This window comes from Haloferax chudinovii (genome assembly GCF_042663345.1).
Classification (GTDB): Archaea; Halobacteriota; Halobacteria; order Halobacteriales; family Haloferacaceae; genus Haloferax; species Haloferax chudinovii.
In genome coordinates this window covers 153,382-170,239 of sequence record NZ_JBHTAB010000001.1, presented here as the reverse complement: position 1 = coordinate 170,239, position 16,858 = coordinate 153,382, and the positions used below count along the sequence as shown (strand labels likewise).

Sequence of the window (16,858 nt, the reverse complement as noted above, 5' to 3'; positions counted from 1 at the left end):
GAGTCGATGGGCGACGGCGACCGGGAAAATCGAGTCGATGGGCGACGGTGACCGGGAGAATCGAGTCGATGGGCGACGGTGACCGGGAGAATCGAGTCGATGGCCGATACCGGACGGCAACGCCCACGGAGGTGCCGCTACCCGGACACGTAGTAGAGGTCAGCCGCACCGTTCGACATGACGCGGTTCACGTTCGGTTGGTCGCGGACCGCCGTGAGGTTCGCCTCGGAGTACCGGAGTTCGCGGTAGGCGATTACCTCGCGGTCGTGGTCGGTCTTCGAGACCATCAGATACCGCGGGCCGTCGTAGTAGCTCGGCAGGTCGGAAAGCGCCTCGTCGGGCGTCGTGAAGCCGAGCGCAGGCGTGGGACTGTCGGGAAGCGCCTCGGCGAAGCGGTCGGGGTTCCCGCGGATGCCCACGTACCGAATATCCTCGTCCGACATCCCGAAGGCGGTGTCGTACGCCCCCATCTGCTGGGAGGGGACGTGATTCGACGGCAGGTAGATGTACGGCGACGGGAACATCACCATGAGCGTGAGTCCGATGACGAGCGCCGACGCGACGGGCGCGCCCGCCTTGACGGCCGCTCCGTACTTCGACCAGTACTCCGTCCGCGAGAGCCACTCGAAGGCGTAGAACAGCCCGACGCTCCCGACGACGGTCGCGAGAATCATCGCGAAGCCGACGTGGCGGAAGAAGAAGTTCGTCTCCGAAATGGCGCCGAGGAGGTGCGCGAAGAAGTACGGCACCAACACGACGAGACCGAACGTCAGCGTCCGCAGGATGGACCGGCCCTGAGCGGACAGCCGTGGGAGCCGACCGAACAGGACGCCGAGGAAGACGCCGAGGGTTATCAGGGCGTACACCGCGTTCACGAGGAACAGCTTCACGAACACGTCGAAGAGACCGCCGCCGACGGCCGTGACGGAGCCGGTGCGCTGAGAGATGGCCGTCCCGGCCTCGGAACTCCCCGAGAGAATCCCGAGCACGCCCTCGACGAACAGGCCGCCGGTCGAGAAGCCGACGGTGTACTGCGTCAGCCAGTAGACGAACGCCGCGGCGAAGACGAGCGTCAGCCCGTACACCGGGCGCTGGTCGGCGACGGCGTCCGGAGTCCGCCAGCGCTGGACGAGTTGGATGACCGCGGCGACGGCGAACAACACGAGGTAGTTGACGGCGACCTGCAGGTGGTACGACACCAGCGCGACCGTCCCGACCGCGAACAGGACCGAGACGGGCGTGACGTGGCCGCGCCACCGGCTCTCGACGGCGTCGGTGCCGGAGAACTGGTGTCTGAAAAAGAGGTACAGAAGCACCAGTCCGAGGAACGACGCCAGCGAGTAGGGGAAGAACATGAGCTTGAACCCGTTGAGGTTCACCGGCAGGAACAACAGCGCCGAGAACACGGCGATGAGGACCGCCCGCCGGTCGGAAACGACGAGCGAGACGAGAAGCGGGACGAACACGAGGTAGACGACCGAGACGAAAAACACCACGAGCATCATCGCCGTGGTGAGTTCGACGCCGAGGGCGGCGCTGAACATCCCCGCCGACACGTGGCCGCTCGGGTAGACGATTGCCAGCGGCGTCAGCGTCTCGGAGACGAGCGACTTCGCCCAGCCGAGGTGCGTCAGCGAGTCGTTGAACCCGTAGAAGTGGTACTCCCGAACGAGCGGGAGGGCGGAGACCGAGGCTATCGCGAGGGCCGCTAGCGCCACCCCGCCGGCCGCGAACCGACTGCTCGGGGCGCGAACGACCACGACCAACGAGGTCAGTACCGCCACCGCCACGCCGACCCAGAAGACCGCTGGGGTCGACTGGTAGATTGAAACCTCGTACGCGCGCGCCGGCGACGCGCGAGCGACGAGGATACCGACGGCTATCGCGAGAAATCCGACGAGGAGGAGCGTTCTCGTGAGCCGCGAATCACGTTGCGTCATCCCGTGAGAGAAGGCGAGTAGCGTAGTTTGTTATTGAGCGTGTAATCGACTCAGTCGGCGTTATAGGCGTTCTTCGCGGTGTTTTTTCGAGCGTCGGTCGCCGGGCGTCCGACCACCGAGGGTCTGGCCGGCACAGAGACCCGGTGGAGCCGAGATACCGTTCGGTTCGGCGGCGCTCGACCCCGTTGCTCGAACGTATAGGTGCGTGATAACAAAACCCGACGCACGCGGATATCGGGCACCGATGTCACTCACAGTAGTCACGCCACAGACCGCCGAGCGAACCGGACGCGAGGGCCGTCGATGACCGGCTTCGTCGGCGGCGCGCTCGACGCGGCGACGCTCGACGCCTGCGCGGCCGAACTCCACCACGAAGACTGGTACGAGTCGGCAAGGCGGACGACCGGCCGGTTCGGCGTCTCGGTGCTCCACCACGGCGCGCGGGACCCCAAGGGCTGTACCGTCTGGGAAGACGGGCCGCGCGTGGGAGCGATATACGGCGCGGTGACGAACCTCGACGAACTCAACCTCGACGTACACGGGCTGTTCGCCCGGCTCTTCGAGGACCCCCACGACCTCCTCTCCGAACTCGACGGCTCGTTCATCGTCGTCGCCGTCGACGGCGAGGCGGAGCGCGTCGTGCTCGCCAGCGACAAACTCGGGACGCGACAGTGCTTCTACGTCGACGGCGAGCCGTTCGCCTTCGGGAGCGAAGTCGGCGCGCTGGCGACCCTCCTCGACGACCCGCAGGTCGACGAGCGCGCCATCAGCGACCTCCTTATGATCGGGCACGTCTGGGGCGACAAGACGCTCGTGCAGGGCGTGAAGTTCCTCCCCTCGGGGACCGTGCTCGACTACCGACCCGACGCGGGCGTCGACATCGAGTCGTACTGGCACCACACGTTCGAACAGAGCGCCGACGACTCCTACCTCGACGACCTCACCGAGGCCTACCGAGACGTCATCGCCGACATGGCCGACACGATAGACGGCGATATCGGCCTGTGGCTCTCCGGCGGCCTCGACAGCCGCTCGATGGCCGGGGAACTCAGCCGCTACCACGACCTCACGACCTACACCTACGACTCGAACCCCGCGAACGGGAGCAACCTCGAACTCGCCGCGAAGGTCTCGGAGGTGCTCGGCCTCGAAAACAGGCGCGTGCCGGTCGATTCGGACGCGCTCGTCGATTCCCTCGACGCGTCGGTCCAGCTGACCAGCGGGATGGTCGGCCTCTCGACGTTCGTCAACCTCGCGAACGTGTTCAACATCGAAGACATGCCCGACGTACTCATCGAGGGCTGTGGGCAGGGCGGGATGATGGGCGACGGCATCGGCCGGGCCGCCGTCGAGGGAAGCAAGTCACCCGAGGCGGCGCTCTACCGCGCGAAACACCGCATCGACGTTGACGACGTCCGCCGGCTCCTGCGGACGGAGTTCGACCCGATGACGACCTACCGCGAGGAGGTGCGCAAGAGCGACCAGCCGGACCTCTACAGCACCGCGATGGACTGCTACTACCGCAACTACTTCCCGCGGTGCGACTTCGCCAGCAACCCCATCGCCGAGAGTCAGGCCGGCACGCGGGTCCCGTTCAGCGACACCGGGTTCCTCCGGGCCGTGACGCGGATGCCGCTGTCGCACCGCGTCGGCTCGATTCCGTTCACCAACGGGAAGATTCCCGCCGGGACGGCCTACCCAAAGGTCGAACTGGTCCGCCGCCTCGACAGCCGACTCGCGGGCATCCCCTACGAGCGGACGAAGGTCCCGCCGGCGCGCCCGATGTGGCAACACGCCGCCGGCTTCGTCGTCGGCACCTCCGTCGACCGCATCCGCGAGCGCCTCGTCGGCGACGTCCACACCTACGGCGGCCGCTCCACCATCGGCGACTGGTACCGGACGAACCGCGCGCTCCGCGAACGGGTCGACGACCTGCTCGACTCGGCGTGCGAGCGCCCGTACTTCGACGCCGACGAGATTCGCCGCCTCCAGCGCGAGGAACGCACGGGCGAAGCCGAACACATGAGCGCCATCTCCGGCATCATCACCGGCGAGCTCTGGGTCCGCAAATACATCGACCGCGAGGGACGAGACGGCGGGGAGGGTGCCGTGAGTGCGACGGAGGCCGAAGACGCCCCGCAACCGGCCGACTGAGGCCGGGTTGGGCTCTCGGTTGGTTTTTTGGAATCGTTGGTCGTGAGGGAGAAGCGATTCGTTTCCGTCGACCCCCCGGGGGGTACGGGGGAATTGAGGGTCGACGGAAACGTTCTTTTGAATTCAGTTCGTACGCAACGTTACGCCCGTGATTTCGGGACGGTTTCAGACGAACCCTTGTGGGGTTGAAGCCATCTCCAACTCCGTCGCCCAGTAGTCGATACCGCGGTTTCAGACGAACCCTTGTGGGGTTGAAGCGACCATCTCAGACATCCTCCGGATCGATCTGCTCGGTTTCAGACGAACCCTTGTGGGGTTGAAGCATCGGGGTGAAGGTCGTCGAAGGCACGCCAGAGCGACGTCCCGTCTGGGACGTCCTCTGGCTCGTAGTCGAGTTTCAGACGAACCCTTGTGGGGTTGAAGCGGTAGAGAGCAACCGACCACACTGTGCGCAGTAATGGTTTCAGACGAACCCTTGTGGGGTTGAAGCATCAGGGAAGTAGCGCGACATCAGCCGCTGCGGGATGTTTCAGACGAACCCTTGTGGGGTTGAAGCGGACCGAGACCACGGTTGGCGATATGTCGGCTTCGCTGTTTCAGACGAACCCTTGTGGGGTTGAAGCTTCGTCGCCGGTCCATGCCGCCTTCGAGAAGTTGTGTTTCAGACGAACCCTTGTGGGGTTGAAGCATCCAGAAGCTTGAGCCCGAGACGGAGGTCGGCGGTTTCAGACGAACCCTTGTGGGGTTGAAGCGAGCGGTAGCGTTCACGGACGACGTAGAATCCGTGTTTCAGACGAACCCTTGTGGGGTTGAAGCTCAATCTGGTGGAGTTCGCCGCCGACGAGCTGGTAGTTTCAGACGAACCCTTGTGGGGTTGAAGCGAGAGTCTGACCTCCGGGACGCCGCCGGGCGTCGCGTTTCAGACGAACCCTTGTGGGGTTGAAGCGGGACGCCGGCGTCGCGGACGAACGTGTCGCCCGGGTTTCAGACGAACCCTTGTGGGGTTGAAGCGTGGAGATATGCGATGTGTCGCTTACCCATCGCGCGTTTCAGACGAACCCTTGTGGGGTTGAAGCATCCACGGCGGCGACTCGGTGCGCCGCGACACTGGGGTTTCAGACGAACCCTTGTGGGGTTGAAGCGATGCGGACGAGGTTGTTGAGAAGGACGTGAACGCAAGTTTCAGACGAACCCTTGTGGGGTTGAAGCACTGCCGGTCCCGCCGTTACCGCCTGTTCCAGAGTTTCAGACGAACCCTTGTGGGGTTGAAGCTCTCCGTAAGTCACGAAGTCGGCAGGGACGTCGAAGGTTTCAGACGAACCCTTGTGGGGTTGAAGCGGGCCGACATCGGGGTCGGGGCTCGACCCCCACTGGGTTTCAGACGAACCCTTGTGGGGTTGAAGCTTCGGACGCTGAGAGACGTTCGTGATCCCGACGCCGCGTTTCAGACGAACCCTTGTGGGGTTGAAGCCTTGTTGTGAGCAAACATAGTTAGGGTATGGCAGTCAGTTTCAGACGAACCCTTGTGGGGTTGAAGCGGCCTTTGCGAGTGTCGTGCTGTCGCCGATTCCAGTCGTTTCAGACGAACCCTTGTGGGGTTGAAGCCTCCGGCAGGACCTCACCGACGAGGAACGCAACGCGTTTCAGACGAACCCTTGTGGGGTTGAAGCCGAGACCATCAGCTACGGTCGCGTAGAGCTGGTCGAGTGTTTCAGACGAACCCTTGTGGGGTTGAAGCAACCGCCTCACGGAGGGATACATGGCGTCGGAGCGCGAGTTTCAGACGAACCCTTGTGGGGTTGAAGCAAGGACGACCGTCCGGTGGGACTCTTCGCGAAGGCCGGTTTCAGACGAACCCTTGTGGGGTTGAAGCGCCTGGTCGTACGTCGGGCCGACCCACCAGATGAGGGTTTCAGACGAACCCTTGTGGGGTTGAAGCGACGCTCTGGAGTCGGCGGTGACCGAGCGCCACGAGTTTCAGACGAACCCTTGTGGGGTTGAAGCGACTGGCGCGTCGCAGGTCGGACACGAGACGGAGCCGGTTTCAGACGAACCCTTGTGGGGTTGAAGCTCCCGCGTCGGCAACGCTGACCTCTCGCTGTGGGACGGTTTCAGACGAACCCTTGTGGGGTTGAAGCGGGAGCACGGAAACCTCACTCCTCGGGCGGTCGAAGACGTTTCAGACGAACCCTTGTGGGGTTGAAGCGCCGACAGGGTCGCCGCCCGCGACGAAGCGCGCTTGTTTCAGACGAACCCTTGTGGGGTTGAAGCGTTTTTGACAACGGCCTCCTGCGAGTGTTCATCGAGTTTCAGACGAACCCTTGTGGGGTTGAAGCGACATGACTGAACTCACGCCGTCGCAGTACGGGTGTTTCAGACGAACCCTTGTGGGGTTGAAGCCTCGGAGTCGCGAACGCTGTCGAGTTCGTCCTCGGGTTTCAGACGAACCCTTGTGGGGTTGAAGCGGAGCATGGTCAGAAGTCAGTGAGCGCGCCGCTGATCGTTTCAGACGAACCCTTGTGGGGTTGAAGCGTTCCAGAGTAGCGACCTCTGGGGTCTCGGCTACGTGTTTCAGACGAACCCTTGTGGGGTTGAAGCACGAGATCGATCACGCGCTCGGCGTCGTCAGTCGTAGTTTCAGACGAACCCTTGTGGGGTTGAAGCGCACTTCAACGTTCGGCGGTGGCGGGGGTGGTGGTGGTTTCAGACGAACCCTTGTGGGGTTGAAGCAGGAAACCAAAGACCGTCGCAACGTGTCGCTAAACCAGTTTCAGACGAACCCTTGTGGGGTTGAAGCGAGCACACGAGCGACACCGTCGTCGAGCTCGACTCCGGTTTCAGACGAACCCTTGTGGGATTGAAGCAAACTCAGAGACTGACAAACCGTATATCGCGATATATTTACAGACGGACTTCAGTGAGTCTCGACCCATCAAATTTCGGGCATAAATTTATGTCGGGGAGCGTACAATCGGGAGTACAGCAATGAGTGCAGAGAGAGGTGTCGGATAACGGTGCGGATCATGGCTCACTTGTCAGCGCGCTCTGACGCCGCGTATCAGAACGATTACCACCACAAGATTCGCGGGCGAATATGGAACGCGCTCGACGGGACACCCTACGGGGAGCGACACGACTCCGGCGAGCCACCGGGGTTCGCTTACTCGAATCCGTTTCCGCCCCGAGATATGCGGGAAGGTGACGACCGAAAGTTACTGGTCGCGTCCCCCGACGAGGAACTGCTCGCGAACGTGGCGACGAATCTGCTCGACGACCGAGAGCTTAACGTCGGTGAGATGCCGTTTCACGTCGACGAGGTAACGTCACTCGAACCCGACGTGGGCGAACCCGGGACCAGAGGGACGCTCGAAACCGGGACCGGACTTCTCGTTCGAATCCCACCGTGGCGGTGCGACGAGTACGGAATCGACCACCCCGGCGGCGATACCGCGACGTTCTGGCGACCGGAACACACCACGGCCCCGCTTCGAGAGCAGTTGGAGGCGAACCTCGACCAGAAACACGACCGGTTCGCTCACGACCATCTCCCCGGTCCGAGCGACGTCTCGGGCGACTTGTTCGACGGCTACGAGTTATTGAAGACGTTCGCGATTCCGCTGACCGTGACCGAGGGACAGGAGATGACCTACGTCCTGAGCAAGTGGAAGTTCGAGTACACCGTTCGGGACGACGACCATCGGAGACACCTGAACCTCGCGCTCGACTGCGGGCTCGGTGAGCGAAATTCGCTTGGCCTCGGGTTTATGAACGTCACAGAGCGGACGCGTCCGGGTGAGACGATGGGAGAGGAGCGCGATGCTTTCGCCTAACGAGTTCCGTGACCGCTATCCGGAAAGCGAGTTGTCCGACGAGCTTCCGGATTCGCCGGTCAGCTCGCTCCGAGATTTACAGTACCTCTACGGGAAGCTCTACACGCTCGCCACGACGGGTGGCGGAGAGTACGCTCCGTATCTCACACCGGACGCGGCACGAGACCTCGTAGACACGGATGATAGTCTGATTGTCGTCCGCATCGACGTCTCGGGAGACGAACCGAAGTTAGCCGACGATGCCCCTGGCCCGGTACTGGTGACGCGGTACACGAACGATCTGATTCAGCAGGTTGGACACTCGAAATACCCGGCCGCACGCGGAATCGACCACAGCGTCACCCACCAAGCCGGGCGAAACAGCGACCCTGAAAAACTCGCGCGATACGCCAAAGAGCGACTCACGAGGTGGGCGACCGACGACGTCGTAACAACCGCCGCAAGCGGTCATCCGGAAGGCTGGGTTATCAATCGTCTCGCCGAGCTCGGAACACGCGAAGGTGCGCTCGAAGCCATCGAAGAAGCGGTCGTTCGAGGCCTGGGCGGTGAATCTGCAACCGCGCTGTTGACGGTCCAAGTGAAGACCGAACGAGACGGGGATTATCGCTGGCCCGGGGATATCGCCGCGTTCAACGAGGCGATGCGTCAGCGCAAGCTATCGAAGCTCGTCACGAAGAACAAGGCCGACAACTCGTCGGGAGACGCGACCGACCTCGTAACCGGGGAACCCTCCCGGACGGTTGGAACCGCGGAAGATCCACAGAACTACTTCCTCGGCAAGCAACTCGAAAAGTTTCCCGGGCTCGATATCGAAAACGCGTGGCGTTCTCATCCGATTTCGGAGGACGCCGCGGTGACGGTGATGAACGCCGAGGCGTTCGTCGAGGCGTGTACCTATCGGACGTTCGGTGCCAAAGTGTACTACCTGCCGTATTTCTTCGGACAGCTGACGCCAGAGAGGGTTTACCGCCTCTACGAGATGCTGTTTAGTGCAGTCGAAGACGGCAGTGACGCGACACCAATCGAACTAGCGTACATGGAGGAACGGGAACTCGACGACTCCGACGCCAGGCTCCGATTCTACGTTTCGGCGGTCATGCCACACCAGATGTCTCGGTACGACGTCTTCGGCGAAACGCTGAACGGCCGCTTACACTTTCCAAGGGAGCTTGCGTTCACGCATAACCGATTCGTTCGAAACGCGTCCGCGTTCAACACGGACACCGACTGGACGGCACCGCTCCCGAAAAACGACAAGTGGGGACTACTGTCGGCGAACGACGAACAACTTCACGCGGTTTCGACGGGGTGGTACTTCTATCAGACGTTCGCGGAGCGGGACGACGCCGAAGCGGACGCGGACGACCCGCGAATCGAAGCGCTCGTGAGCGTGCTGAGCGGGGACGCGATAGCCGTCGACGTACTGCTCGAAGAGTACGTCACCCGCATCATCGACGGGGAGTCAGACGACGATTTCGAGGGATTTCCGTCGTTTCTGGTCGCCAGCCAGTTCGCACAGCTCTGCGCGCTAGCTGACGGCGATCTCGACCTGTTGAAGACGAACGACCCCGGGAAAAACCAGATTGCCCTCAAACCGACCTACGAGAGACTGACGATGCCAACACTAGAAGAGATCCTAATCGCCGACGGGGGCTACCCCGCCGAACAGAAACTCGAATCGTTCATCGATGAGACGCCCGCGCTCTCGCCGGCGCACGACGACGACGAAGACTCCGTGACCAGCGAGCGCCGAGGAGCGTTCCTTCTCGGCGCGCTCGTCGGCGACATCGGAAGCTACCAAGAGTACCACGAGGACCGCTCCACAACGCTTGTCGACCAGTATCCGGTCAAATCGATTACACGAGCGCGAATCAAGAAAGTCACTCAGGAAACCGTGGCCAAGACACTGACCTACACGCGTCAAGAAAAGAAAAGCGGCCAGCGCTATCCGGGGACGAAGGCAGAACATATCGTCGAGCGACTGCGAGAGACAGTTCTCGACCCCGACCCCGACGACTGGGAGATAGATACCGACGATCTCCGCTTCTACTACGCCCTCGGCGTGACCTACGGCATGAACGACCATCCGGACTGGGATCAACAGAGTAGCGACGCGAACGACGAACTAACGGCGGACGAGGAAAATTAAGATGACAGATACGAACGACACCGTCACGAATCGCTCGGAAATCGTATTCCTGTACGACGCGGTCGACGCCAACCCGAACGGGAACCCCCTCAGTGGGTCGAATCGACCTCGAATCGACCCGCAGACCCAACAGGCCATCGTCACCGACGTTCGGCTGAAACGCTATCTCCGCGACCAGTTGGACGACGACGGCCACGGCGTCTACATCAGGAACGTCCAACGCGAGGGGAACCAGTACACGCGGGGGGACCTCCTCGAAGACCGACTCAAAGACGTCGAACCGGACGAGTACGATCTCGATGACGACGAGGAGTCGGAACGGTTCCGAAACGACGTGTTCGGCGAGTTCCTCGACACCAGCGTCGACGTTCGATATTTCGGCGCGACGATGTCTGTCGATACCGACGACGTGTACGCCAAGCACCTCCCCGACCACTTCACCGGCCCCGTCCAGTTCTCTCCGGGGAAGTCGATACACGCTGTGAGCGAAAACGAGGAATACGACAGTCTCACGAGCGTTATCGCCACGCAGGACAACAAACAGCAGGGAGGGTTCGACCTCGACGACCACCGGATACAGTACGGACTCATCCGATTCCACGGACTCGTCGACGAACACGGCGCTGCCGACACGACTCTCACGGTCGGCGACGTCGAGCGACTCGACACGCTCTGCTGGCGCGCAATCAAGAACCAGACGATAAGCCGAAGCAAAGTCGGCCAGGAACCGCGGCTCTACTGCCGGGTCGAGTACGCCGACGAGAGTTTCCATCTCGGCGGCCTCGACAGAGATCTCGTTCTCGACGACGACCGTTCCAAGCCGGACGAGGAACTCCGAACGGTTCGGGATCTCACTCTCGAAATAGACGGATTCGTCGACCGGCTTGCGACCGCGAGTGACCGGATTAATCGGATTCGAGTCGTCGCGAGTGACGTCCTCGACGTCTCGTACGACGGAGAGGTGGGTGGTTCCGAACTCCTGTACAGCGCGGTTCGGAGGGCTGTGGGAGACGACGCCGTCGAGGTCGTCGACGTCTACGAGGAACACACCGAGACGCTTCCGACCGGCGACGCCGCATAACATGGGGCAGGAATCGTTGGACGAGTGGGTCGCTGACAGCGGTGACGGGCATCCGGACCGTTGTCTGTCGTTCACCGTCAGCGGTCCGTGGGGACATTTTCGGAGAGTCGAGGGGAACGTCGTCAAACAGACGTATCGTATCATTCCACGGACGACGGTAGCCGGGTTGCTGGCGGCCGTGCTCGGTATCGAACGCGACGGATACTACGACCTGTTCGCGTCGGGTTCCTCGGCGATTGCTATCGAGCCGGTTCGTGCGATTCGAACGCTCAACATGCCGATGAACACGCTGTCGACCGCGAGCGGGAACTTACAGTCACTCAACGGTCCCGGGAAAATCAGCGTGAAGCTACCGAATCCGACGGCGCTCCGTCAACAACACAACTACGAAGTGCTCGTCGAACCCGCCTACCGGGTCGACGTGTGGCTCGCCGAAACCGCTCGGTACAGGGAGCTTCGAGAGATGTTGGAGTCCGGGAAGTCACACTACGTTCCGAGCCTCGGTCTGTCGGAACACCTCGCGGAAATCGAATATCACGGGGAGTTCGACGTCGAGACCGTCTCTGAAAACGAGCGAATCGAAGTCGACTCCGCGGTTCCGAACGCGGTGGACGACGTCGTACTGCGAGCAGGGACGCGGTGTCAGGTGGAAGAGTCACCCGCGTTTATGCGAGCGGACTCCGGGGGTCGAACGACGACAGAGTTCACGACGTACGCGTACAACCCTGACGCCCAGCCGCTGGTAATCGACGGCATCGACACCGTCGCGGTCGACGGCCGGAACGTGGTGTTCGTCTGATGGCAGAGCGGTACTCGCATCCTCCGAACGATGCTCACGGCGGCGTTCCGCTGATCGACCACCTCGAAGATGTCGCCGAACGTGTGGGATACGCCGTTCCGGGCGACGCAACGACTCCGACCGGCGAACCGCTCCGGGCGGTCGTCGAGACGCTCGCGTACGTGCACGATTTCGGGAAGGCGACGACGTACTTTCAGGACTACCTGTTGCGGTCGAGCGAACCGCGGTACGAGCAGTATCGGTACCACGCGCCGCTCGGCTCTTTCGTCGCGTACTACGCGCTCGACGCCCAGAACTTCGACCCCGAGACGTGTCTCGCCGGCTTCGTGGCGGTCGCAAAACATCACGGCCGCCTCCCCGACGTTGCGGCGTACGTCTTCAGTCGGGCGAATCGTCGCGAGAACGTTTCGAAGGGGAACCAGAACGCCGCCGAGATGCAACAGGTGGCGATTGCGAAGCAAATCAAAGATATCGACGAGCACGTGCCGGAACTCGCCAGAGAGGTGTTTCAGAAGGCGACCGACGGAGAGGGGTCGTGGTCGTCCTTCCGGAGTTCGTTCACGGAACTCCTGGCTGAAGTCAGAGAATCGACGGGGTCGAGCGCAACGTCGATTAACCGGGAAACGCTCTCGGAGCGCTGTTACGGGCTCGTTTTAGAGTGTTGGGGGTCGCTGGTCCTCGCCGATAAAACGAGTGCGGCGGCCGCGGTCGATGCCGGCGCGTCCGCGGCGACCTACGCCGCAGAGAAGCCACCGTTCGAACGGCTCGACGAGTACATCGAGTCGATAGAGCGAACCGCTGACTCCGACCGACACGGGAACCGGAGCGAGCGATTGAATTTCCTCCGAGCGAAAGCGAGAGCGTCCGTTCTGTCGAACGTCGAATCGTTCGCCGACGCCGACGGTGGGGTCGCGACGGTAACGCTTCCGACTGGGATGGGAAAAACGCTCACCGGGCTGTCCGCGGCCCTCAGTGTTCGCGACCGACTCGGTGGGAAGCACGTGGTTTACGCGCTCCCGTTTACGAGCATCATCGACCAAGTCGTCGCCGAGGTCGAAGAGATATATCAAGTCGATACGACCGGGCGGTTGCTGACCGCGCACCACCATCTGTCCGAGGCGACAATCGTCGATGAAGACGACGAGAACGCCGACGAAGCGGATGCCAACGACGACGTCGCCGGGATGCTAGCCGAAAGCTGGCGCGCCGGAATGACGGTGACGACGTTCGTCCAACTGTTCGAAAGCCTCGCCGGGCCGGCCAACAAGCAGTCGATGAAGCTCCCGGCGCTCCGGAACAGCGTCGTCGTGCTGGACGAGCCCCAGAGTCTCCCGCTGGACTGGTGGAAGTTGGTTCCGCGGCTAGTGAGGATGCTGACCGAACAGTACGGGGCGACGGTTATCGCCATGACCGCAACGCAACCGCAGTTATTCGATGACGCGACTGAACTGGTCTCTGAGCCCGAAACATACTTCGAGGCGACAGAACGCGTCCAGTACGAACTGGATGGCTCGGCGACTCGGTATATCGAATCGCGGGAAGAACCGCGGTCGTATGCGGAGGCGGCAAATGCGATAGTCGACGGGACTGCCGGCGCCAACGGGGGCTCGGGCGACGAGACGAGTAAAGCGGAATCGGTGCTCGCGATTTGCAACACCATCGACAGTGCTCAAGCGCTGACAACGAACGTCACCGACGTGCTCTCCGATGCGGTATCAGTCGGCGCGATCTACACCGACGTGCTCGAAACCGCCGCCCCCGGGGACAGTACGGAGGTCGACGCGGAGACAGTCGCAGATCGAGTCGTCGACGCCGGAGGGCGGCCAGTCCTCCACCTCTCTACTCGATTACGTCCGGTCGACCGGCTTCGCCTCATCGAGACCGCGAAACTGCTCACCGAACGAGGTCGCTCGCTCGTCGTAGTTTCGACTCAGCTCGTCGAGGCCGGCGTCGACATCAGCTTCGACCGCGTCTACAGAGACCTCGCACCGATAGACAGCGTCGTCCAGGCCGCCGGGCGTTGCAACCGCTCGTTCGAGAGAGACAGAGGTCGCGTCGTCGTCTGGTGGCTCGAAGCGCCCGACGAACAGGCGAAGACGCCGTCGGAAGCGGTGTACAACCGGGGGACAGCGCTACTTCCCGTCGCGACCGAAACGCTCGACGATATCGGTGGGACCGAAGGGACGATTCCGGAAGCGACGGTTTCGAAAACGGCCGTCGAAGAGTACTACCGTCGGCTCCACGACGAGAAGAACGTCGGAAAAGACGCGTACGTCGAGTACGTGAACGACGCGAGAGCGGACGAACTCGCGGAGTTATCGCTGATCGAACAGCGGCGGAGCGTGGAGGTCGTCGTCTGTCGAACGGCCGAGGAACGGAAGCGAGTCGAGGCCGTCAGAGCGGCGTGGCAGGACTACGAATACGAAACGGTACGCCGGCTCGTAGACGGCTTGAAGGAAACGACCGTGTCCATTCCGATATATCGGAGTGATTCGAAGGAAGCAAAGGCGCTCAGCGACCTCCCGCGGATTCACGAGGACACCGAAACACGGTGGATCGACACGCGAGACGCCCGGCACGACAGCTACTTCGATTCGACGACCGGACTGGCCGCAGAGAGTAGCGTGGACAACCGGATTTTATGACGACGAAAGATCCGGTCGACCGACTGCTCGCGACCGCACGGGGAGCACCCGTCGACGAACCGTTTCGCGTAACCGGGGTGATGATGCAGTATTACCACGTCTGCGAGCGGGAGCTCTGGTTCGAGAGTCGGAACCTCGAAATCGATCGCGAGAACGCGGCCGTCGTAAGAGGGACGCGCGTCGACGAGACTGCATACGACGAGAAACGAGAGAACCTCCACCTCGGAATGATCTCTTTGGACTTGCTCGACGACGGCCGAGTCGTCGAAGTCAAACCCTCGTCGGCGCTCACCGAACCCGCCGAAATGCAACTGTCGTACTATCTGTGGTACCTCGACAGAGTCGCCGGCGTTCGTCGCGGGGGCGTTCTCGCGCATCCGCGAGAGCGCCGTCGAGAGTCGGTGGAACTCACGGACCAACGGGTAGAAAAGGTCGAGTCGGCGATTCGCTCGATTCACGAACTCGTACGCCGGCCCTCACCGCCTCCAGCCGAGCGAAAGCCCTTCTGCGATTCGTGTGCGTACCACGACTTCTGCTGGTGTTGACAATGGACAGGAACTATCACGTATTCTCCGACGGCCGACTCGAACGAAGCGACGATACGCTCAGGCTCGTCACCGAAACCGGCGAGAAGAAATACGTCCCAATAGAGAACGCGGAGGCGTTCTTCCTGCACGGACAGATCGACTTCAACACCCGGCTGATGTCGTTTCTCAACCAGCACACGGTCGCGCTCCACATCTTCGGTTGGGAGGATTACTACGCGGGGTCGGTGATGCCGAAGCGCGGCCAGACCTCCGGCCGAACGGTCGTCGAGCAAGTCCGTGCCTACGAAGACAGCGACCACAGGCGACGACTCGCGGCGGCAATCGTCTCAGCGAGCATTCACAATATGCGGACGAACGTCGTCTACTACAACAATCGAAATCGAGAGTTAGAAACCGAGATTTCAGATTTGGAGGCCGCATCGGCGCGCGTCGATCAGACGCGTCCGATTGACGAACTCATGGGCGTGGAAGCGACTGCCAGAAAAGCGTACTACCGGAGTTTCAATCAGATTCTCTCCGACGAGTTCCAGCTGGAGCGCCGCGAATACAACCCACCGCCGAACGAGATCAACAGCCTGATTTCGTTCGGCAACGCGCTCGTCTATGCCAACTGCGTCTCGGCGATTCGCGCGACAGCGCTCGACCCGGCGATTAGCTATCTCCACGAACCCGGAGAGCGTCGCTACTCGCTATCGCTCGATCTCGCCGACCTGTTCAAACCCGTCCTCGCTGATCGCGTCCTGTTTCGACTTATCAACAGGAATCAGATTACTCCGAGCGATTTCGAGTCCGAGCTCGGGGCCTGTCTCCTCAACGAAGGCGGTCGAAAGACGTACACGAAAGCGTTCGAGGAAACGCTCGAACGGACCGTCGACCACCCGAATCTCAACCGTAAGGTGAGCTACCAGTATCTGATGCGACTCGAAGCGTACAAACTCAAAAAACATCTACTGACCGGGGAGGAGTACGACCCCTTCGAACGGTGGTGGTGAGATGTACGTCGTGATGGTGTACGACCTCGAAGCCGACCGGACGCACAAAGCGCTCAAACTGGGGCGACGCTATCTGACACACGTGCAAAACTCCGTCCTCGAAGGCGAAATTTCAGAGGGAGATTTAGCGACACTTCGAAACGAGGTCGAAGACCTGTTGAAGCCGGGTGAGTCAACGATCATCTACGAACTATCTTCGGACACACTTCTCAACCGCTCGGTCTACGGCGACGACCCGACCGACGAGAAACGCTTCCTCTGAGTTCCGTCGACCCCCCGGTCGACTCGGGTTACTGAAGGTCGACGGAACTTCTTTATCATAGTCACCCTTCAGAGAGCCTGTGTCCTCGATATCGGACATGGTTTCAGACGAACCCTTGTGGGGTTGAAGTTGTGATGTCGTAAAACTGGTCGAAGCCGTTGCCGGGTTTCAGACGAACCCTTGTGGGGTTGAAGTTGGAAACTCCGTGGTAACAACGATTGGCATTAGATAGTTTCAGACGAACCCTTGTGGGGTTGAAGTCTCTCGTGACTTAACTGCAACGGTTTGGTGGGGTAGTTTCAGACGAACCCTTGTGGGGTTGAAGTTCGGCGTGCGAAGGGTCGTTAGGCGACGCCTTCGAGAGTTTCAGACGAACCCTTGTGGGGTTGAAGTCACCTCGTCGCGCTCGAAGTCGTACCGGGCGAGGTCGTTTCAGACGAACCCTTGTGGGGTTGAAG

General features: G+C 61.6%; 10 protein-coding genes and 2 CRISPR repeat arrays (1 of these 12 cut by a window edge). Of the genes, 9 read left to right on the top strand and 1 reads right to left on the bottom strand.

The window, feature by feature from the left end; genetic code table 11:
* Positions 1–137: 137 nt before the first annotated feature.
* A complete protein-coding gene (locus tag ACFQI8_RS00840) occupies positions 138–1,940 on the bottom strand; it encodes a hypothetical protein (protein WP_390242207.1) in 1,803 nt (600 codons plus the stop codon).
* 303 nt (positions 1,941–2,243) lie between these two features.
* On the opposite strand from ACFQI8_RS00840, the gene ACFQI8_RS00835 reads away from it, so the two are divergent.
* The 9 genes from ACFQI8_RS00835 to cas2 all read left to right on the top strand — a co-directional run bounded on the left by ACFQI8_RS00835 (position 2,244) and on the right by cas2 (position 16,400).
* Positions 2,244–4,094, top strand: coding sequence for an asparagine synthase-related protein (locus tag ACFQI8_RS00835; protein WP_390242206.1), 1,851 nt, complete (start codon positions 2,244–2,246; stop codon positions 4,092–4,094).
* A gap of 162 nt (positions 4,095–4,256) precedes the next feature.
* Positions 4,257–6,958: a CRISPR direct-repeat array (repeat unit 30 nt; unit sequence GTTTCAGACGAACCCTTGTGGGGTTGAAGC).
* Between the two features lie 159 nt (positions 6,959–7,117).
* Complete coding sequence (gene cas6, locus ACFQI8_RS00830) at positions 7,118–7,924, top strand: CRISPR-associated endoribonuclease Cas6 (RefSeq protein ID WP_390242204.1); 807 nt, start codon at positions 7,118–7,120, stop codon at positions 7,922–7,924.
* Positions 7,911–10,073, top strand: a complete 2,163-nt coding sequence (gene cas8b / locus ACFQI8_RS00825; RefSeq protein ID WP_390242203.1) for a type I-B CRISPR-associated protein Cas8b/Csh1 — start codon at positions 7,911–7,913, stop codon at positions 10,071–10,073. Before cas6 ends, cas8b begins: the two co-directional genes overlap by 14 nt.
* Position 10,074: 1 nt before the next feature.
* Complete coding sequence (cas7b, locus tag ACFQI8_RS00820; RefSeq protein WP_390242201.1) at positions 10,075–11,154, top strand: type I-B CRISPR-associated protein Cas7/Csh2; 1,080 nt, start codon at positions 10,075–10,077, stop codon at positions 11,152–11,154.
* A gap of 1 nt (position 11,155) precedes the next feature.
* The gene (cas5b, locus tag ACFQI8_RS00815) at positions 11,156–11,953 is read left to right on the top strand and encodes a type I-B CRISPR-associated protein Cas5b (protein WP_390242200.1); all 798 of its coding nucleotides are present in this window, start codon (positions 11,156–11,158) and stop codon (positions 11,951–11,953) included.
* Positions 11,953–14,598: a CRISPR-associated endonuclease Cas3'' gene (locus ACFQI8_RS00810; RefSeq protein WP_390242199.1), complete on the top strand. Its 2,646-nt coding sequence runs from the start codon at positions 11,953–11,955 to the stop codon at positions 14,596–14,598. The genes cas5b and ACFQI8_RS00810 overlap by 1 nt, the downstream gene beginning before the upstream one ends.
* The gene (gene cas4 / locus ACFQI8_RS00805; protein ID WP_390242198.1) at positions 14,595–15,143 is read left to right on the top strand and encodes a CRISPR-associated protein Cas4; all 549 of its coding nucleotides are present in this window, start codon (positions 14,595–14,597) and stop codon (positions 15,141–15,143) included. The genes ACFQI8_RS00810 and cas4 overlap by 4 nt, the downstream gene beginning before the upstream one ends.
* A 2-nt stretch (positions 15,144–15,145) precedes the next feature.
* A complete protein-coding gene (cas1b, locus tag ACFQI8_RS00800) occupies positions 15,146–16,138 on the top strand; it encodes a type I-B CRISPR-associated endonuclease Cas1b (RefSeq protein WP_390242197.1) in 993 nt (330 codons plus the stop codon).
* 1 nt (position 16,139) lies between these two features.
* Positions 16,140–16,400, top strand: coding sequence for a CRISPR-associated endonuclease Cas2 (cas2, locus tag ACFQI8_RS00795; RefSeq protein WP_390242195.1), 261 nt, complete (start codon positions 16,140–16,142; stop codon positions 16,398–16,400).
* 100 nt (positions 16,401–16,500) lie between these two features.
* A CRISPR array of direct repeats spans positions 16,501–16,858; the repeat unit is 30 nt; unit sequence GTTTCAGACGAACCCTTGTGGGGTTGAAGT; it runs 1,898 nt beyond the window's last position.